Annotated in this window: 19 protein-coding genes; 15 read left to right on the forward strand and 4 right to left on the reverse strand. The window is 59.5% G+C overall.

The window, feature by feature from the left end; genetic code table 11:
• Nucleotides 1-233: 233 nt before the first annotated feature.
• The 4 genes from LO50_RS07310 to flgA all read right to left on the reverse strand — a co-directional run bounded on the left by LO50_RS07310 (nucleotide 234) and on the right by flgA (nucleotide 2,735).
• A complete protein-coding gene (locus tag LO50_RS07310; RefSeq protein WP_044314568.1) occupies nucleotides 234-980 on the reverse strand; it encodes a flagellar brake protein in 747 nt (248 codons plus the stop codon).
• 63 nt (nucleotides 981-1,043) lie between these two features.
• On the reverse strand, nucleotides 1,044-1,514 hold the full coding sequence (locus LO50_RS07315; RefSeq protein ID WP_044314569.1) for a flagella synthesis protein FlgN: 471 nt from the start codon (nucleotides 1,512-1,514) through the stop codon (nucleotides 1,044-1,046).
• A 42-nt stretch (nucleotides 1,515-1,556) separates the two neighbouring features.
• Nucleotides 1,557-1,886, reverse strand: a complete 330-nt coding sequence (flgM, locus tag LO50_RS07320) for a flagellar biosynthesis anti-sigma factor FlgM (protein ID WP_014819766.1) — start codon at nucleotides 1,884-1,886, stop codon at nucleotides 1,557-1,559.
• Nucleotides 1,887-1,997: 111 nt separating this feature from the next.
• Nucleotides 1,998-2,735 (reverse strand): flagellar basal body P-ring formation chaperone FlgA, encoded by a 738-nt coding sequence (gene flgA / locus LO50_RS07325; RefSeq protein ID WP_044314570.1) that lies wholly within the window; start codon nucleotides 2,733-2,735, stop codon nucleotides 1,998-2,000.
• A gap of 82 nt (nucleotides 2,736-2,817) precedes the next feature.
• Here flgA and LO50_RS07330 point away from each other — a divergent pair, with 82 nt between their 5' ends.
• The 15 genes from LO50_RS07330 to LO50_RS07400 all read left to right on the forward strand — a co-directional run bounded on the left by LO50_RS07330 (nucleotide 2,818) and on the right by LO50_RS07400 (nucleotide 17,491).
• On the forward strand, nucleotides 2,818-3,750 hold the full coding sequence (locus LO50_RS07330; protein ID WP_014819768.1) for a chemotaxis protein CheV: 933 nt from the start codon (nucleotides 2,818-2,820) through the stop codon (nucleotides 3,748-3,750).
• A 34-nt stretch (nucleotides 3,751-3,784) separates the two neighbouring features.
• On the forward strand, nucleotides 3,785-4,612 hold the full coding sequence (gene cheR / locus LO50_RS07335) for a protein-glutamate O-methyltransferase CheR (protein ID WP_014819769.1): 828 nt from the start codon (nucleotides 3,785-3,787) through the stop codon (nucleotides 4,610-4,612).
• A gap of 197 nt (nucleotides 4,613-4,809) precedes the next feature.
• A complete protein-coding gene (gene flgB / locus LO50_RS07340; RefSeq protein ID WP_014819770.1) occupies nucleotides 4,810-5,214 on the forward strand; it encodes a flagellar basal body rod protein FlgB in 405 nt (134 codons plus the stop codon).
• Between the two features lie 11 nt (nucleotides 5,215-5,225).
• Nucleotides 5,226-5,669 carry a flagellar basal body rod protein FlgC gene (gene flgC / locus LO50_RS07345; RefSeq protein WP_044314571.1) on the forward strand — a complete coding sequence of 148 codons (444 nt, stop codon included), beginning with the start codon at nucleotides 5,226-5,228 and terminating at the stop codon, nucleotides 5,667-5,669.
• A 19-nt stretch (nucleotides 5,670-5,688) separates the two neighbouring features.
• A complete protein-coding gene (gene flgD, locus LO50_RS07350; RefSeq protein WP_044314572.1) occupies nucleotides 5,689-6,366 on the forward strand; it encodes a flagellar hook assembly protein FlgD in 678 nt (225 codons plus the stop codon).
• Nucleotides 6,367-6,408: 42 nt separating this feature from the next.
• The gene (locus LO50_RS07355) at nucleotides 6,409-8,013 is read left to right on the forward strand and encodes a flagellar hook protein FlgE (protein WP_044314573.1); all 1,605 of its coding nucleotides are present in this window, start codon (nucleotides 6,409-6,411) and stop codon (nucleotides 8,011-8,013) included.
• A 197-nt stretch (nucleotides 8,014-8,210) separates the two neighbouring features.
• The gene (gene flgF, locus LO50_RS07360) at nucleotides 8,211-8,951 is read left to right on the forward strand and encodes a flagellar basal-body rod protein FlgF (protein WP_044314574.1); all 741 of its coding nucleotides are present in this window, start codon (nucleotides 8,211-8,213) and stop codon (nucleotides 8,949-8,951) included.
• A 42-nt stretch (nucleotides 8,952-8,993) separates the two neighbouring features.
• Complete coding sequence (gene flgG, locus LO50_RS07365; RefSeq protein WP_044314575.1) at nucleotides 8,994-9,779, forward strand: flagellar basal-body rod protein FlgG; 786 nt, start codon at nucleotides 8,994-8,996, stop codon at nucleotides 9,777-9,779.
• Nucleotides 9,780-9,860: 81 nt separating this feature from the next.
• The gene (gene flgH / locus LO50_RS07370; protein WP_044314576.1) at nucleotides 9,861-10,556 is read left to right on the forward strand and encodes a flagellar basal body L-ring protein FlgH; all 696 of its coding nucleotides are present in this window, start codon (nucleotides 9,861-9,863) and stop codon (nucleotides 10,554-10,556) included.
• 14 nt (nucleotides 10,557-10,570) lie between these two features.
• Complete coding sequence (locus LO50_RS07375) at nucleotides 10,571-11,671, forward strand: flagellar basal body P-ring protein FlgI (RefSeq protein WP_003301287.1); 1,101 nt, start codon at nucleotides 10,571-10,573, stop codon at nucleotides 11,669-11,671.
• Between the two features lie 10 nt (nucleotides 11,672-11,681).
• Nucleotides 11,682-12,854 (forward strand): flagellar assembly peptidoglycan hydrolase FlgJ, encoded by a 1,173-nt coding sequence (gene flgJ / locus LO50_RS07380; RefSeq protein ID WP_044314577.1) that lies wholly within the window; start codon nucleotides 11,682-11,684, stop codon nucleotides 12,852-12,854.
• Between the two features lie 3 nt (nucleotides 12,855-12,857).
• The gene (flgK, locus tag LO50_RS07385) at nucleotides 12,858-14,900 is read left to right on the forward strand and encodes a flagellar hook-associated protein FlgK (RefSeq protein ID WP_003301285.1); all 2,043 of its coding nucleotides are present in this window, start codon (nucleotides 12,858-12,860) and stop codon (nucleotides 14,898-14,900) included.
• An 11-nt stretch (nucleotides 14,901-14,911) separates the two neighbouring features.
• The gene (gene flgL, locus LO50_RS07390; RefSeq protein ID WP_044314578.1) at nucleotides 14,912-16,219 is read left to right on the forward strand and encodes a flagellar hook-associated protein FlgL; all 1,308 of its coding nucleotides are present in this window, start codon (nucleotides 14,912-14,914) and stop codon (nucleotides 16,217-16,219) included.
• 122 nt (nucleotides 16,220-16,341) lie between these two features.
• Nucleotides 16,342-16,653 carry a ComEA family DNA-binding protein gene (locus LO50_RS07395; protein WP_044314591.1) on the forward strand — a complete coding sequence of 104 codons (312 nt, stop codon included), beginning with the start codon at nucleotides 16,342-16,344 and terminating at the stop codon, nucleotides 16,651-16,653.
• 388 nt (nucleotides 16,654-17,041) lie between these two features.
• Nucleotides 17,042-17,491: a YkvA family protein gene (locus LO50_RS07400; protein WP_044314579.1), complete on the forward strand. Its 450-nt coding sequence runs from the start codon at nucleotides 17,042-17,044 to the stop codon at nucleotides 17,489-17,491.
• Nucleotides 17,492-17,587 lie beyond the last annotated feature (96 nt).

Here is a 17,587-nt window from a genome sequence, read left to right on the forward strand (position 1 = left end):
TCACTTATAAATCAGTTATTTGGGTTATCGATGATGATTGGCAGAAATTCCATGAAACAACGTAACTTCCCGCTCCTAAGGGGAAGGTTGTGAGTTCGAACCTCGCCTGGGACGCCATAAGATTTCGCACAGCGATCACGTTCAGATAGCAAGGCTTGTGACTCGGCTGTGCCGCTTTTCCGCGACAAGCCTTGAGCTGAGCGGTGGTCTGGCAAGGCGCGCTGCGCGGCGCGTTAGCCGAACGGTGAGGCGGAATTGTCGCGGCGTGCGTCGCGTTGAAGCTGGTACACGAGCTTTTCAATCTGACGTTGCGTCAGTCCGCTAAGGCGATGAAAGCGCAGCCCGCAGATCGAAGTTCCAGACTTTTCATCAATGGTCACGTGACGAAGCTCGACTTCCGTCTGGATCGCGCCAATTGGCAGCTTCGCGATCATCTCGTAGACCTGTCCCGTTTGAAGGATGGCCTGTTGGTCGCCCTTTACGCTCAGCTTGCAGCCAGTAGCCGATATATCGAGCAGCCTGCCTTCCAGGGCTTTTCTTACTGTTGAGCCGCCGAGCTGCGCAGCGACGGCGATCTCTTTCAGCTGTGCGCGATAAGCATTGCGGCGCTGATGGTAAGTGAGCGTTGTCGGGGTTGGGATCCAATAGCAGCGAGCGCCATCAATTTCGCCGGTATGAACCTGTTGGTTGCTCGTCCAGGAGAGTCGTGCGCCTTCGTAGAATCCTTCGATATGAATCGGCTCGCCTTGCAATAGCAGTCTCTCGCCGTCATTGGGGATCAATTCGTCGAGCGCTATCCAGCCGGTTTCACGGTTCATTTCAACCAGAAAACTCTGGTAGCGCTGGTTGCGCTCATGGAAGCGAAGCGTGAGGGGGGTGTTGTTGTCCAGAAGGGGACGCAGATTGGCGTAAATCTCGAGTGGCGCCGTCAGTTCCTTGGGAGGCTGCGGGCCTTCATCGCCGAGGAATAAGCTAGACACGGGTCGATGCTCTCCGGCGCATTGTAGTCACCATCGCGTTGCGTCCTTGTGGCGGTCTATCGTTCAGGCTTGGCTCAGAGGCCGTTGCGGCTTGTTCTTGGCGGAACCGCCACGATTGTCATACAGGCCGGGTGTATCGTCCTTGCCTTGGAGAATGTGCAGCATTCCGCCGAGGGCGCTTTGATTGGCTCGGATGAGACGGCCATTTCTTTCATTGGCGCTACGGCAGCGCTCAAGCTCTGTCTCCAGCAATAGCGCTCGCTCAAGGATAAGCGCACCGTCCTTCGATCTATTTGCGGCCGCTTCAAGTCCGGCGCGATCAGGCGTCAGCTGTAATCCCGCAAGCCACTGGCTGCGCTGAGTGCCATGCTGTCCAAGCAGTGCCAGTAACGGCTGCTTCTTCGCTAATATCGCCTCTAGCTCCGCCAGATTGCGTTCACCCAGTGCGGTGAACTCTTGATCGATGAGTTCAAGGAGCTGGCGTGCGATGCCGATATCATCGGTTAGCTGCTCAAGCAGGGCTGTATCTTGCATTTCGTGCTCTGGGCTTGCTCGCGTGTATGTGTCGGCTCAGGTTCAGCGCTGGGTCTCGAACGCGAGCAGCTTGGATGCGACGCGTTGGCTATCAACCTGGTAGGAGCCATCAGCGATCGCCTGTTTCAGCTTCTCAACGCGCTCCTGGTCCACTGCGGGCTGCTCGTTCAATTTGTCAGCCGCGTGCTGCAGGCGCTGGGCTTCAGGGCTCAGTTGAACGGTGTCGCTAGTGTTGGAGTTGACGCTGTCGGTTTTAGGCGCTTCGCTAGCAGGCCCTTGCTGGGTGCCGGCAGTACGCTCGTTGCCTTGTACGCCGCTGCGCCCGTTAGGGGCGTTCAGTGGACTGTTGGGCCGATTGAAGTCGATGACCATGATGCAAACCTCGAAGGAATCAGGACGCTTGCCATGTGTTCGGCAACAATGGAGGAAACTTTAGCCTTTTTTTCCAGCGAACACACTGGGAAACTGCGGCATGCGGACATGCTACATTGCCACTTCAACCTGGCCTGGGCCAGTCACTCGGGCCTTGATAGTGCGGCCGGAACGTTGGTTCTTGACCGGGATCTGTTTGCCCGTAACGCCATCGGCCATCGCCTCGCCGGGCATGCGTACGCTTATCGAGCCCGACCTGGCCGTGATGACCACCTGGTCACCTTTGCGTACTACCTTCGCCATTTCCAGCTGATTAGGCGTGATGACCTGATCTGGCTGAGCCGGCCGCGTCAGCTTGTTACCCAGCGCCTCGTCGTGTCTTGTCAGGTATCCCTGAGTAAGGATGGACACGTCCCGCTCGGCAAGGCTCACGTCGGCATCGGTCAATACTGTGCCGCGCAGAAGTGATCTGCTGGCGACAAGGACCTGACGATAAAGGCGGACGTGGCTAGGGATGAATACCGACCATGGGCTGCTGCCTTCGCAACTTACCCGTACGCTCACACGTCCTACAGGGATAGCGGTGCTGCCAAGGCTGGTCGTGAGAGTTTGATCGCATTGATTCAAGCGCAAACGAGGGTCCAGCCTGGCTACTTCGACCTCGTAGCGTGCATCGATAGCGCTGCGGCTTAAATACTCGCTTACTGTCTGCTCAAGAAACTGCTCGGTCACGTCGATAAGCTGCTGAGGATGTGACAAGGTTGACGCATGGGTGAACTGAGAAAACACGCACAGCATTGATAGCAGCACGTTTCTGTACGGTAGCCGGCCGCGCCGGAAAATGGTCATTTGGACGTTCATATCCCAACCAAAGCAAGGGGCGTGCCGCGTCCTCGGCCCCAATAATCTGCAAGCAGAGAGGAAGACTGGCATGGCCGGTGTATTGGATTCGGTTAACCAGCGTACCCAGTTGGTGGGGCAAAACCGTTTGGAGCTGCTGCTTTTTCGTCTCGAAGGCGAGCAGCTATATGGCATCAACGTGTTCAAGGTGCGCGAAGTGTTGCAGTGCCCGCGCCTGACCGTGATGCCCAAATGCGGCCGGGTGGTACGGGGCGTTGCGAGCATTCGCGGCAGCACCCTGCCTATCCTCGATCTGTCGCTCGCCACGGGCAAGTCGGCGCTGATGGATTTGCAGAATTCTTTCGCTGTCATCACCGAGTACAACAACAGAACGCTGGGTTTCCTGGTGAGCTCGGTTGAAAGGATCGTCAATCTGAACTGGGAAGCGATCCTGCCTCCGCCAAAGGGTGCAGGACGCGATCATTACCTGACGGCCGTAACTCACATCGACAACAAGCTGGTGGAGATCATCGATGTGGAAAAGGTGCTGGCAGAAGTTGCGCCGACCTCCGAAGAGGTGTCAGCTGATGTGGTCGATGACGATACCCGTGCCAGGGCGCTTTCGTGTCGCGTGCTCATCGTCGACGACTCGTCTGTGGCGCGTAAGCAGATTGCTCGTTGCCTGGAAAATATCGGTATCGAGGTCGTCAAGCTGAATGATGGACGGGAGGCTCTCAATTATCTGAAGCGAATGGCTGACGAGGGCAAGAAACCGGCTGAAGAATTTCTGATGATGATTTCCGATATTGAAATGCCGGAAATGGATGGCTATACCCTGACTACCGAGGTGCGGCACGATCCGCGCATGCAAGGTATGCATATACTCCTGCATACTTCCCTTTCCGGCGTGTTCAACCAGAACATGGTGAAACGGGCGGGGGCGGATGACTTCCTCGCCAAGTTCCAGCCTGATGATCTCGCTGCCCGAGTGGCTGAGCGGATCAGGCAGGCGGATGCAAACTGAGGCTAGTTCCTCTCTCATGATGGTGAGGCTTTGATTGGTGTCAGTCGATCTGGATTTTGAGCAGTTCCGGGTGTTTCTTGAAAAGACGTGCGGCATTCTGCTGGGCAGTAACAAGCAGTATCTGGTGTCCAGTCGGCTGAACAAGCTGATGGAACAACAAGGCATCAAGACGCTGGGCGATCTGGTCCGGAAGATTCAGGCACAGCCACGTAGCGGGCTTCGGGAATTAGTCGTCGATGCTATGACGACCAACGAAACGCTCTGGTTTCGTGACACCTACCCGTTCGAAGTGCTCAAGAGTCGTGTGCTGCCAGAGATGCTCAAGACTGGTGCGGGGCAGCGTCTGCGGATCTGGTCGGCGGCATGCTCGTCCGGGCAGGAGCCGTACTCTCTGTCGATGTCCATCGATGAGTACGAGCGCAGCAATCCCAGTCAGGCGAAAACCGGGGTGCAGATCGTGGCTACCGAGCTGTCCGGCGCGATGCTTGCGGCGTGCAAGGCGGCAGAATACGACAGTCTGGCAATTGCTCGCGGCCTGTCCAGTGACCGCCTGCAGCGCTACTTCGATGTCAAGGCACCAGGGCGGTGGGCGGTAAAGCCCGCGATCCGTTCGCGGGTCGAGTTCAGGGTGCAGAATCTGCTCGACAGCTATGCCGCGCTGGGCAAGTTCGACATCGTGTTCTGCCGTAACGTGCTGATCTACTTTTCCGCCGATGTGAAGAAGGACATTCTCAAGCGCATTCATGCGACGTTGCGCCCAGGCGGCTATCTGTTTCTTGGCGCCTCCGAAGCGCTCAACGGCCTGCCTGAGCTGTATCAGATGGTCCAGTGCAGTCCGGGAATCATCTACAAGGCGAAATAGCCGGCATGACGCCGGCGGCAGAAAACTGTCATGCAGCATGGCGGGTGCAGCAAAAAAGCGGTAAAGCCTTGCCGCTTTTGACGCCTTCTAACCGAGTGTTCTCTGGTTAGTCTAATAAAATCAATGATTTGCGTTCAGTGGCATGAGCTTTGCTGGTGTTTGCGTAAGCAGACTTGTATCCGGCAGAGGGCCAGATCATGAGCATCAGTTTCGATAAGGCACTGGGTTTACACGAGAAGGCACTCGGTTTTCGCTCGCAGCGCGCCGAAGTGCTGGCGAACAATATCGCCAACGCCGACACGCCTAACTACAAGGCCCGCGATCTGGACTTCAGCAGCGTGCTTGCCGAGCAGTCCGCTCGCAGCCAGGGTGGGTTCGGGGTAACGCGGACCAGTGACAAGCATATTGCCGCCGAGGGGTTGGAGATTGCCGATGCCTCCTTGCGCTTCCGCACTCCCGCGCATCCCTCGCTTGATCAGAACACTGTCGATCTGCAGATCGAGCAATCCAACTACGCGAAGAACGCCGTTGACTTTCAGGCGAGCTTCACCCTGCTCAATAGCAAGTTCAAAGGGCTGATCAGTGCCCTGCGCGGCGAGTAAAGGAGTTTCCCATGTCTCTAAGCAGCGTCTTTAACATTGCCGGTAGTGGCATGAGTGCCCAGAGCACCCGTCTGAACACTATATCCAGCAACATCGCGAACGCCGAAACCGTTTCATCTAGCGTCGATCAGACTTACCGCGCTCGGCATCCGGTGTTCGCTACCGTGTTCCAGCAGGCCGGCGGCCAGCCCAACGAGTCGCTGTTCGCCGAGCAGGACCAGGCCGGCGCGGGCGTGCAGGTGCTCGGGGTGGTCGAGGACCAGAGCGAGCTGCAGGCGCGTTACGAGCCCAATCATCCCGCTGCCGACGAGAAGGGTTACGTCTACTACCCGAACGTCAACGTGGTGGAGGAGATGGCCGACATGATCTCCGCCAGCCGCGCGTTCCAGACCAACGCCGAGCTGATGAACACGGCCAAGACCATGTTGCAGAAAGTCCTGACGCTGGGTCAGTAATTCCTACGAGAGCATACGCATGAGCACTACAAGCGGCGTCGGCGGCACCAGCTCGATACTCGATCAATATCAGTTCGGCGAGAAGCGCGAGGTCAAGGGCAACGATCTTGGCAAGAACGAGTTCCTCGAGCTGCTGGTAGCCCAGTTGAACAACCAGAATCCGCTGGAACCGCAGGAAAACGGCGAATTCATCGCCCAGCTGGCCCAGTTCAGCACGGTGGAAGGCGTCGAGAAGCTGAACACCAGCATGGAAACCATTCTCTCCGGCTACCAGTCCTCGCAGGCGCTGCAGGCCTCCTCGCTGGTCGGGCGCAAGGTGGTCGTGCCGACCGACAAGGCGGTAGTGGATACCAGCGAGACCTTCAAGGCCAGCCTGGTACTGCCGGTGAGCAGCAACAACGTCTACGTCAACGTCTACGACGACACCGGGGCGGTGGTCAGCCGGGTCAACCTGGGCCAGCAGGAAGCCGGCAACATCTCCTTCATGTGGGATGGCAAGGATTCCAGCGGCAATACCTTGCCGCCTGGAACCTACAAGTTCGAGGCGCAGGCCACCTACGACAGCGAAACCAAGGGCCTCTACACCCTGCTGCCGGCGAACGTCGACAGCGTGACCCTGGGCGGCAGCGAGCTGCTGCTCAATCTTGCCGGGCTCGGCAGCGTTCCGCTTTCCAGTGTTCAGGTCATCGGCCAGTAACCATCAGCCGCAACTGCCGGCAGTTCCGGCGAAGGAGCATTCATGTCGTTCAATATCGGTCTCAGCGGCCTGCGCGCCGCGAGCAAGGATCTCAACGTAACCGGCAACAACATCGCCAACGCCGGCACCGTAGGCTTCAAGCAGTCGCGGGCAGAGTTTTCCGACGTCTACGCGGCGTCCGTGCTGGGGACCGGCAAGAACCCGCAGGGCAGCGGCGTGCTGATGTCCAACATTTCCCAGCAGTTCAACCAGGGCAACATCAACTACACGCAGAATGCGCTGGACCTGGCGATCAACGGCAACGGTTTCTTCCAGGTCAGCAACAACGGTGCCGTGAGCTATACCCGCGCCGGTTACTTCGGCACCGACCGCGAAGGCTTCCTGGTCGATAACTTCAGCTACAAGCTGCAGGGCTTTCCGGTGGACGGCAACGGCAACCTGCAGAACGGCGTGGTGGGCAATCTGCAAATCCAGACCACCAACCAGGAGCCGAAGGCGACCAGCACGATCAATACGGCATTCACCCTGAACTCGACACTGAAGTCGCCGGTTACCTGGCAGTCGGCCTATGATGCCATCGTCGACGATGCCTACCAGTCGGCCTACACACCTGCGTATAACAGCACTCTCGCTACGCAGAAGGTTGCCTATTACGCAGACCCGGCCAATGGCGTTGCCGATCCTGCCAACCCGACCGCCGAAGAGATTGCAGCGGCAACCGCCTTCGCGACCCCGCTTGCCGAGGCCGCCGCCTCCGCCGCCGGGGATCTGGCCGCCAGCGATGCGGCGGTGCTGAGCGCCGCGCGTGCGGCGGCCAACGCCACCTTCAATCCGGCCGACCCGACCACCTACAACAGTTCCACCTCGCTGAACATCTACGACTCGCAGGGTAACGCCCACGTCCTGACGCAGTATTTCGTCAAGACTGGTGCCAACTCCTGGGACATGAAGGTGCTGATCGATGGACGCAATCCTGCCGATCCCGCGCAGGAGCCACCGCAGCCCTACGTGATGGGGCTGTCTTTCAACACGTCCGGAGTCCTGACTGGTATCGCGAATCCGGAATCTGGTCCCTTCAGCGTCGGGCCTGATCTCAAGGTGACCCTGAACAGCGCCAGTGCGACCAATCCGAACGGATGGGTGCCGGCGATCTCCGATGGCGGTACGCCCGCGACATGGTCGCCCAATGGCGCACTGGCCAACCCGGACGGGATTGTGTTCGATTTCTCCAAATCATCCCAGTTCGCCAGTTCCTTCGCGGTCAACAGCGTGGCCCAGGACGGCTACACCACCGGCGAGCTGGCGAGCCTGGAAATCGACGATAGCGGTGTGGTCTTTGCGCGTTACACCAACGGTCAGTCCAAGGTGCAGGGGCAGATCATCCTCGCCAACTTCGCCAACGTGCAGGGGCTGACGCCGGTAGGCAAGACGCAGTGGGTGCAGTCGTTCGAGTCGGGCGAGCCGGTGGTCGGCACGCCGGGTTCCGGCACCCTGGGCGCGCTGCAGGCTGGAGCGCTGGAGGATTCCAACGTCGAACTGTCGGACCAACTGGTCAACCTGATCGTCGCCCAACGCAACTATCAGGCCAACGCCAAGACCATCGAAACCGAAAGCGCGATCACCCAGACCATCATCAACCTGCGCTGAGCATGAGCGGCAATGCGCGTTGCCGCTGACGGCAGTATTCCGCCGCTCTCTTGAAAGAAGGCCCGTCAGGGCCTTCTTCTTTTCCAGGAAACCGTTTCATTTCAGTGCCTTGGACTCCGGCTGGGTCTGTGGCACGCGCCTTGCATTTTCGTCATCAACACAATCGCAAGCGTCAATCTCGCGTCTCGGAGATTTCGATGGACAAGATGCTCTACGTCGCCATGACCGGTGCCAGCCAGAACGCGCGGGCCCAGCAGGCGCACGCCAACAATCTGGCGAACATTTCCACCACCGGCTTTCGCCGGGACTTCGAGCAGGCGCGTTCGATGCAGGTGTTCGGCGACAGCTATCCGGCCCGCGTCTACGCCATGTCGGAGCGCCCGGGTACCGATTTCACCGCTGGCGCGCTGCAGGAAACCGGCCGTGATCTGGATGTCGCCATCGAAGGCCAGGGCTGGATCGCCGTGCAGGCTCCGGACGGCAGCGAGGCTTACGTGCGCACCGGCAGCCTGAACATCGACGCGCTGGGCATGCTACGCACGGCAGATGGCATGCCGGTGCTCGGCAACGGTGGGCCGATCGCCATTCCGCCGGAGGAAAAGGTGGACATCGGCCAGGACGGCACCATCAGCATCCGTGCCCTGGGCGAAGACCCGAACATCGTGGTCACCGTGGACCGGCTCAAGCTGGTCAATCCCGATCCGCAGCAGCTGGAGAAAGGCATCGACGGCCTGATCCGCATGAAGGATGGGCAGCCACTCGAGGCGGATGCCAACGTACGGGTCACCTCCGGGTTTCTCGAGGCGAGCAACGTCAATGCCGTTGCCGAGATGACGTCCATGCTGGCGCTGTCCCGCCAGTTCGAACTGCACGTGAAGATGATGCGCACCGCCGAAGACGACGCGGCTGCCATGGCTCGCGTACTGCAACTCAGCTAACACCCGCGCGTAGCGCCCGGCCGGCGCACGAGGAGAACGCACATGCTTCCAGCACTTTGGGTCAGCAAGACCGGTTTGTCCGCCCAGGACATGAACCTGACGACCATTTCCAACAACCTGGCCAACGTATCCACCACCGGTTTCAAGCGCGATCGCGCCGAGTTCCAGGATCTGCTGTACCAGATCCGCCGCCAGCCCGGCGGCCAGTCCAGCCAGGACAGCGAACTGCCGTCCGGCCTGCAGCTGGGTACCGGTGTGCGCGTGACCGGCACCCAGAAGATCTTCACCGCCGGCAGCCTGCAGACCACCGAGCAGCCCCTGGACATGGCCATCAACGGTCGCGGCTTCTTCCAGGTGCTGCTGCCCGATGGCACGGTGTCCTATACCCGTGACGGCAGCTTCCACCTGGATTCCGACGGCCAGCTAGTCACCTCCAATGGCTATGCGCTGGAGCCGGCCATCGTCGTACCGCCGGAAACCCAGACCTTCACCGTCGGCGAAGACGGCACCGTGTCGGTCACCACCCTGGGCAATGCCCAGCCGCAGATCATCGGCAATATCCAGACCGCCGACTTCATCAACCCGGCCGGCCTGCAGGCCATGGGCAGCAACCTGTTCCTGGAAACCGCTGCCAGCGGCGCGCCGCAGGTCAGCACCCCGGGCCTGAACGGCCTGGGCACCGTATTGCAGAACACCCTGGAAAACTCCAACGTCAGCGTCGTCGAGGAACTGGTGAACATGATCACCACCCAGCGCGCCTACGAGATGAATTCCAAGGTCATTTCCACCGCCGACCAGATGCTGTCGTTCGTCACGCAGCAGCTCTGATCGGGCGTTCGCCGCTGTATACGGGCAGGCATGAGCCGCGCCCGCAGTCGTTTCGATGGCCTGTCAGAGCTTGAGGTGTCTATGAGCCGCTTGTTGATTGTTGTCTCGCTGTCGTCCGCCTTCGTGCTGGCCGGGTGCGTCGCTCCCGCGCCGAAGCCGAACGATCCGTACTACGCGCCGGTGCTGCCGCGTACGCCGCTGCCGGCTGCGCAGAACAACGGCGCGATCTATCAGGCAGGTTTCGAGAACTATCTCTACGACGACCGCAAGGCCTACCGGGTCGGCGACATCATCACCATTACCCTCGCCGAGCGCACCCAGGCCAGCAAGAACGCCAGTTCCAGCATTTCCAAGGACAGCAGCGCCAACATCGGGCTTGGCTCGCTGTTCGGCGGAGCCGTCTCGATGGCCAATCCGTTGACCGGCAACTCGATGAGTCTGGGCGCCGAGTACGACGCGTCACGAGATACTTCCGGTTCCGGACAGGCCGGACAGAGCAACAGCCTGTCCGGTTCGATCACCGTGACCGTCTCCGAAGTGCTGCCCAACGGCATCCTCGCCGTGCGTGGCGAGAAGTGGATGACGCTCAATACCGGCGACGAACTGGTGCGCATTGCGGGTCTGGTTCGCGCAGACGATATCTCTACCGACAACACGGTCCCGTCTACCCGTATTGCCGATGCACGCATTACCTATTCGGGCACCGGCGCCTTTGCCGATGCGAGCCAGCCTGGCTGGCTAGACCGATTCTTCATGAGCCCGATGTGGCCCTTCTGACCGGAGCTGATGTCATGTGGAAAAAACTGCTTCTGCTCGCGGGTTTGCTCACGCTCTGTGCTGGCGCACAGGCCGAGCGTCTGAAGGATGTCGCGACCATCCATGGTGTTCGTAGTAACCAGCTGATCGGCTACGGCCTGGTTGTCGGCTTGAACGGTAGCGGTGACCAGACCACCCAGACGCCGTTCACCGTGCAGACCTTCAACAACATGCTGGCCCAGTTCGGCATCAAGGTGCCGGCCGGTGGCAACATTCAGCTGAAGAACGTCGCGGCGGTGTCGATTCATGCCGAACTGCCACCCTTTGCCAAGCCGGGACAGACCATCGACATCACCGTCTCGTCTATCGGTAACGCCAAGAGCCTGCGTGGCGGCAGCCTGTTGATGGCGCCGCTGAAGGGTATCGACGGCAACGTCTACGCCATCGCCCAGGGCAACCTAGTGGTAGGAGGCTTCGATGCCGGTGGCGCCGATGGCTCGCGGATCACCGTCAATTCGCCGTCGGCTGGCCGGATCCCGGGTGGCGCGACGGTCGAACGGCCGGTGCCGAGCGGCTTCAATCAGGGCAATACACTGACGCTGAATCTCAATCGTCCGGACTTCACCACGGCCAAGAACATCGTCGACCAGATCAACGACCTGCTCGGCCCGGGTGTAGCGCAGGCGCTGGATGGCGGTTCGATCAGCGTGACCGCGCCGCTGGATCCGAGTCAGCGCGTGGACTACCTGTCGATTCTGGAAAATCTCGACGTAGAGGTTGGCCAGGCCGTGGCCAAGGTCATCATCAACTCGCGTACCGGCACGATCGTGATCGGCCAGAACGTGCGGGTACAGCCTGCAGCTGTTACCCACGGCAGCCTGACCGTCACCATTACCGAAGATCCACAGGTGAGCCAGCCGGAACCCTTCTCGGATGGTCAGACCGTCGTCGTGCCCAACAGCAAGGTGAAAGCCGAGCAGGAAGCCAAGCCGATGTTCAAGTTCGGCCCGGGTACCACGCTGGATGAGATCGTCCGGGCGGTGAATCAGGTGGGCGCTGCGCCCAGCGACCTGATGGCCATTCTCGAAGCACTGAAGCAGGCTGGCGCACTGCAAGCCGACCTGATCGTGATCTAAGGGCAGGGATATGGAAAATCGTCTCGGAAGCGGAGCGCGCGGCCTCGACAGTGGCAGCTACACCGACCTCAATCGCCTCAGCCAGCTCAAGGTTGGCAAGGATCGGGACGGTGAGGAGAACGTGCGCAAGGTTGCGCAGGAGTTCGAGTCGTTGTTTCTCAACGAAATGCTCAAGTCGATGCGTTCGGCAACCGAGGTGCTGGCCAAGGACAATCCGCTGAACAGTCAGGCCAGCAAGCAGTACCAGGATATGTATGACCAGCAGCTGTCTGTCAGCCTTTCGAAGGAGGGCGGTGGCATCGGCCTGGCAGACGTACTGGTGCGCCAGTTGAGCAAGCAGACCGAAACCGCGACACGCAACAATCCCTTTGCCCAGGTTGCGCAGACCGAAGGCGCCGCCTGGCCGAGTAAACCGGCCGCGGCTGTCGAGTCCGCACGAGATGATTCCCGATTGCTCAATCAGCGTCGCCTGGCGTTGCCAGGCCGGGCGATCGAGCGGCAAGTGGCAGATGTGTCGGCGACTGCGCAGAAACCTGCCGCAGAAGGCGTCCAGCCTTTGGTCGACCTCGATTGGAAGCCTGCCACGGCGTTCGTTCCCCCCAAGGACAAGCCGTTGGTCGTCAACGGTGTCGAGAAAAGTGCGCCCAACGCGCCGAGCAAGACGCGATTCAATTCGTCCGAGGAGTTCATCGCCACCATGCTGCCCATGGCAGAAAAGGCGGCCGAACGACTGGGTATCGAACCGCGTTTCCTGGTCGCACAAGCTGCCCTGGAGACCGGCTGGGGTAAATCCATGATCCGTCAAAAGGACGGCAGCAACAGCCACAACCTGTTCGGCATCAAGGCCACCGGCTGGAAAGGGGCGTCGGCCACCGTGATGACCACCGAGTACGTCAACGGTACGGCAACCCGCGAGAGAGCGGGCTTCCGCGCCTACGATTCGTTCGAGCAGAGCTTCGACGATTTCGTCAGCCTGCTGGAAAACAACGACCGTTATCGGACCGCCATTCAGGTGGCGAGCAATACCGGCGATTCGGAGCGCTTCGTCAAGGAGCTGCAGAAGGCCGGCTACGCCACCGACCCGCAGTACGCGCGCAAGATCAGCCAGATCGCCCGCAAGATGCAGACTTATCAGACCGTTGCCGACGCGAATTCGGTGCCCGCCATGCGGACCAGAGGCTAAATCATGGCTGACCTATTGAGCATTGGCCTTTCCGGCCTGGCTGCCAGCAAAACCCAGCTTTCCATCACTGGCCACAACATCACCAACGTCAACACGCCTGGCTACACTCGTCAGGATGCGACCCAGGCGACACGCTCGCCGCAGTTCAGTGGCGCGGGTTACATCGGGTCGGGCACCTCGCTGGTAGACGTACGTCGCTCATACAGCGAATTTCTCACCAGCCAGCTACGCAGCAGCACCTCGCTGAACAGCGATGTAGAGGCTTACAAGAGTCAGATCGATCAGCTCGACTCATTGTTGGCTGGCACCACCACCGGCATCACGCCCTCATTGCAGAAGTTCTTTTCGGCGCTGCAGACGGCGGCCGAAGACCCGGCAAATATTCCGGCGCGCCAGCTGGTATTGGCCGAGGCCGAGGGTTTGGCACGGCGTTTCAACACCGTCTATGACCGTCTCTCCGAGCAGAACAACTTCACCAACAAGCAGATGTCCGCGGTCACCGATCAGGTGAACCGGCTGGCAGGCAGCATCGGTAGCCTCAACGAGGCGATCGCCGTCGCCGCGGCCAACGGCAAACAGCCGAATGATCTGCTCGATGCCCGTGACGAGGCCGTTCGGCAGTTGTCGGGTTACATCGGCGTGACCGTGGTGCCGCAGGACGATAGCAGCTTCAATATCTTTATCGGCAGCGGCCAGCCGTTGGTCGTGGGCAGCGCGGTCGCCAAGCTGGAGGTGGTGCCGGGGCAGGGCGACCCCAACCGCCATGAAGTGCAATTCATCAGCGGTGGCTCGCGGCAGGGCATCACCTCGCAGATTACCGGTGGCGAACTCGGCGGGCTGATTCGCTATCGCGAGGAAGTGCTGGATTCGACCATGAATTCGCTGGGGCGCCTTTCGCTGGCGGTCAGTGATCAGGTCAATACTCAGCTGGGACAGGGGCTGGATCTGAAAGGACAGGTCGGTTCGGCACTTTTCGGTAACTACAACGATCCGGCGCTAGCCAAGTTGCGCGTCAATGCGTTTGCCGGGAACAGCAACGCGCAACCAGTGCTGAACATCACCGACACCAGCGTGCTCACCACCAGCGATTACCTGATGGAGTATGACGCGAGCGGCCCCAAAGTTCGTCGCCTGAGCGACAACCAGCTGATGACCGTAACGGACACCACGCCGCCGACCGGTGTGCTCACGATCACCGACAAGAACGGAGTCGATCAGGGCTTCCAGGTCGTTCTCGGTAACCCAGCCCCCGCTGTAGGCGACAAGTTCAGTCTGCAGCCGACTCGTCGAGGCGCGGCTGATATCAAGGCGACTCTGGATCAGGCCGATCAACTGGCCTTTGCTGCCCCGGTGCGCGCGGAAAGCAATTTGCAGAACGCTGGCACCGGTGCGATTGGCCAGCCCGACATGACTTCCGGGCCTTCGCCGATCAGCATTTCGGCGCTGCAGGGGTTGTTCGGCAGCAATGGAGCGACGCTTACTTTTACCGAGCCGGGCACAGTAACGATTACGGGTGGTACTGCGCAATTTCGGACTGTGGACGACAGTACTACGCCGCCGACGGTCAGTTACTCGTCGACCGCAACCATCCAGCCAGGGCAAAGCAATTCACTGGTGGTGGGGGATGCCAATTACCAGTTCGAGTTTTCTCTGAGCGGTACGCCGAAGGATAACGACAGGTTCGCGATGGCGTTCAACCAGAGCGGCGTTTCTGACAACCGCAATGCCTTGAAACTAGTCGACCTGCAAACCAAGCAAACTGTTGGTGTGAGCGCCAATGTCGCTGGTTCTGGCTTCAGCTTCACCGATGGCTACGGCGAACTGGTCGAGCGAGTCGGCACGTTGACGGCACAGGCACGGATGGATAGCGAAGCGACAGGCTCGATTCTCAAACAGGCCACGGACAACCGCGATTCACTCTCGGCTGTGAACCTGGACGAGGAAGCCGCCAACCTGATCAAGTTCGAGCAGTACTACAACGCTTCGGCCCAGATCATTCAAGTTGCCCGCTCCTTGTTCGATACATTGATCAGCTCCTTCAGGTAATAGGTCGCCTTATGCGCATTTCCACCCTGCAAGCATTCAATAACGGCGTCGCCGGACTGCAGCGCAACTACGCCAATGCGACCCGCACTCAGGAGCAGATCAGTACCGGCAATCGCATTCTCACGCCAGCCGACGACCCTGTTGCGTCGGTGCGTCTGCTCCAACTGGACCAGCAGCAGAACGTGTTGAGTCAGTACAACGCCAACCTGACCGCGGCGGACAGCAGCCTGGTCCAGGAAGAGTCGACGCTCAACTCGGTGAACACCGTGCTGCTGCGCGTGCGCGAGTTGGCCTTGCGCGCCGGCAACGGCTCTCTCGACGCGGAAGATCGCAAATCCATCGCTGCCGAACTGCGTGAGCGTGAGGATGAATTGCTGTCTCTAATGAATACTCGCAACGCGCGAGGCGAATATCTCTTCTCGGGTTTTCAGGGCAAGACCCAGCCCTTCGTGCGTGCTGCCGATGGCAGCTACAGCTATCAGGGCGACGAAGGGCAACGCAAACTGCAGATCGCCAGTTCGCTGAATATCCCAATCAGTGACAGCGGCAAGTCGATCTTCGAGAACGTTACTAATGCTGGGCGGCTAGCGAGCGCTCTGGACACCTCTGGCATAACGCCTGGCGACGTTTCCACTCTAGCCGTATCTAAGCCGCTGGTTGGTGATGAAGTTGCCTTCTCCGGCTCGCCAGCCTTCCCTGCAGAGGGAGTGGAAATCTTATTCGAGGACGATGGGAGTTATTCCATCTATGGCCTGCCACGTACCGCTGGGGATACTGCTCTTCCCGATGGACAAAACTTCAAGATGGACGACGATGCAGAGCGTAGCGACTCTCTGGTGTTTCGGGGGGTCACTTTGCAGTTCGATGGTACGCCTGTGGGCGGCGAACGAATCGTTGTCATGCCCGGCGCAGGAATCACCATAGATCCGGTGACTGGGGATGCGTCGGCTGAGCCTGTGCAGAACAAACAAGGGATTCTGGATACCATCGCCAACCTGCGCAAGACCCTGGAAGACCCGTCCTCCAGCAACGCCGATATTCGCGACTCGGTGGCGGTGAGCCTGACCAACCTCGACCACGGCATGGTCAGCGTCGATGCCGCCCGGGGCAATATCGGCGCACGGCGGAACGTGATCGAAACCACCCTGACCGACAACGAAGACGTGGCGCTGGTGAACAAATCGGTGCAGGCCGACTTGCGCGAACTGGATTATGCCGAGGCGCTGTCCCGGCTGTCATTCCAGACAGTCATCCTCGAGGCTGCGCAGCAGAGCTACGTAAAGATCAGCGGCCTGAATCTGTTCAACGCCATGCGCTGAGCTTGACGAGGTTCGCAAATATGCAACCTCGTTTTTGACATCAGCTGGCAGGCGACTAGATTGGCTGACGCGGAGCAGGAAGTCCCGCGAACGAATACTCTGGTTTTCATAAGGACATGATCATGCGTAAAGCTATTCTTGCCGCTGCGGCGTTCGCCGTACTTTCCGGCTTTTCTTTCGGTGGCTATGCGGCCACTCAGGCACAACCTGCCCCAACAGCTGTGGCTGTCGCCCCGGCCCCAGTGAACCTCAATTCTGCGGATGCTGAGACGCTTACCCGTGAGCTGAGAGGCATTGGTGAAACCAAGGCAAAAGCAATCATCGATTATCGGGAGGAGCATGGTCCGTTCAGCTCGGTAGATGAGCTGCTCGAGGTAAAAGGCATCGGCTCGGCGACCCTCGACAAGATTCGCGGGCAGCTCAGCGTTCAGTAAGTGAAGGGAGGTCGATTGCAATGATCGACCTCTTTTTTCAGCTCTTCATCAACGCCTTCCTCCCTGCCACGACTAGCCCCCTATAGTCCGAACGTCCGGTGTCTTCGTCAGTCAAAGTGCTTGCAAAGGCATTGACATTCACCGGTTATGCACATTCGGAATAGATTGCGGCGTGCTCGTCGAGCATGTTTCAGTACAATTTCAGTGTCACTGTAACCTATTGATTATTAAGGGATAGATCGGCTGGATAAAAAAGCACCGATCTGTTCGGCAGCCCCGTAAACAGGGCTTTAGCGGCAACCATCCATAAACTGTTCACAAGGTTATCCACAGCTTCGGTGGATAACCTTCTCAAGGTCAGGGATGACGCAGGCTGGAGGCAATCTAGATGAAGGCTCCCTGGAATTTCATCCGATATTTTCCGCTCGCTCAGCGTCTGATCAAACGCGGAAAGATCCCTGCGTTGCTCCTTGCTGTTGCTCGCAAGTCCTCATCGAAAAGAGGGTTGCTCAAGGGATTGCGAGAAGACCTGGCGCTTTTACAGGCGCTTTGCGTAGCCTGGTGGCGCGGCGAGTATCGGGCTATCAGCCCTAACGCATTGATAGCCGTAGTGGCAGGCTTGCTCTACTTTCTGTCGCCTATCGACGCCATCCCGGATTGGCTGCCCGGTCTCGGATTCGTTGACGATCTGGCTGTGCTCGGCTGGGTAATGCGCAAGTGGTCTGGTGAGTTGGAGGCGTTCAAGATCTGGAAGCAGGCCCAGACTGCGGATCGGCAGGCATCACTGCAACGCTTGCCTGCGCTGGACGAACCGAAAGCCGGCGGCCAGCAGAGCTGATAGTACAGCGGCACGCGGCGTCGCCGTTTGTCGGTGCCTGATGAGCAATTGCGGTCTCGGTCCCGATTCACTAACGCATGCGGCAGGTTGGTAGCT

The organism is Stutzerimonas stutzeri (assembly GCF_000935215.1).
Classification (GTDB): Bacteria; Pseudomonadota; Gammaproteobacteria; order Pseudomonadales; family Pseudomonadaceae; genus Stutzerimonas.

Bases quoted from the DNA above. Each gene is read 5' to 3' on its own strand.
- flgK (WP_003301285.1), top strand. From the start codon at position 12,858: ATGGCTGACCTATTGAGCATTGGCCTTTCCGGCCTGGCTGCCAGCAAA.
- flgG (WP_044314575.1), top strand. From the start codon at position 8,994: ATGCTTCCAGCACTTTGGGTCAGCAAGACCGGTTTGTCCGCCCAGGAC.
- LO50_RS07375 (WP_003301287.1), top strand. From the start codon at position 10,571: ATGTGGAAAAAACTGCTTCTGCTCGCGGGTTTGCTCACGCTCTGTGCT.
- flgB (WP_014819770.1), top strand. From the start codon at position 4,810: ATGAGCATCAGTTTCGATAAGGCACTGGGTTTACACGAGAAGGCACTC.
- LO50_RS07315 (WP_044314569.1), bottom strand. From the start codon at position 1,514: ATGCAAGATACAGCCCTGCTTGAGCAGCTAACCGATGATATCGGCATC.
- flgJ (WP_044314577.1), top strand. From the start codon at position 11,682: ATGGAAAATCGTCTCGGAAGCGGAGCGCGCGGCCTCGACAGTGGCAGC.
- LO50_RS07400 (WP_044314579.1), top strand. From the start codon at position 17,042: ATGAAGGCTCCCTGGAATTTCATCCGATATTTTCCGCTCGCTCAGCGT.
- LO50_RS07330 (WP_014819768.1), top strand. From the start codon at position 2,818: ATGGCCGGTGTATTGGATTCGGTTAACCAGCGTACCCAGTTGGTGGGG.
- flgA (WP_044314570.1), bottom strand. From the start codon at position 2,735: ATGACCATTTTCCGGCGCGGCCGGCTACCGTACAGAAACGTGCTGCTA.
- LO50_RS07395 (WP_044314591.1), top strand. From the start codon at position 16,342: ATGCGTAAAGCTATTCTTGCCGCTGCGGCGTTCGCCGTACTTTCCGGC.
- flgM (WP_014819766.1), bottom strand. From the start codon at position 1,886: ATGGTCATCGACTTCAATCGGCCCAACAGTCCACTGAACGCCCCTAAC.
- LO50_RS07355 (WP_044314573.1), top strand. From the start codon at position 6,409: ATGTCGTTCAATATCGGTCTCAGCGGCCTGCGCGCCGCGAGCAAGGAT.
- flgD (WP_044314572.1), top strand. From the start codon at position 5,689: ATGAGCACTACAAGCGGCGTCGGCGGCACCAGCTCGATACTCGATCAA.
- flgC (WP_044314571.1), top strand. From the start codon at position 5,226: ATGTCTCTAAGCAGCGTCTTTAACATTGCCGGTAGTGGCATGAGTGCC.
- flgH (WP_044314576.1), top strand. From the start codon at position 9,861: ATGAGCCGCTTGTTGATTGTTGTCTCGCTGTCGTCCGCCTTCGTGCTG.
- flgL (WP_044314578.1), top strand. From the start codon at position 14,912: ATGCGCATTTCCACCCTGCAAGCATTCAATAACGGCGTCGCCGGACTG.
- flgF (WP_044314574.1), top strand. From the start codon at position 8,211: ATGGACAAGATGCTCTACGTCGCCATGACCGGTGCCAGCCAGAACGCG.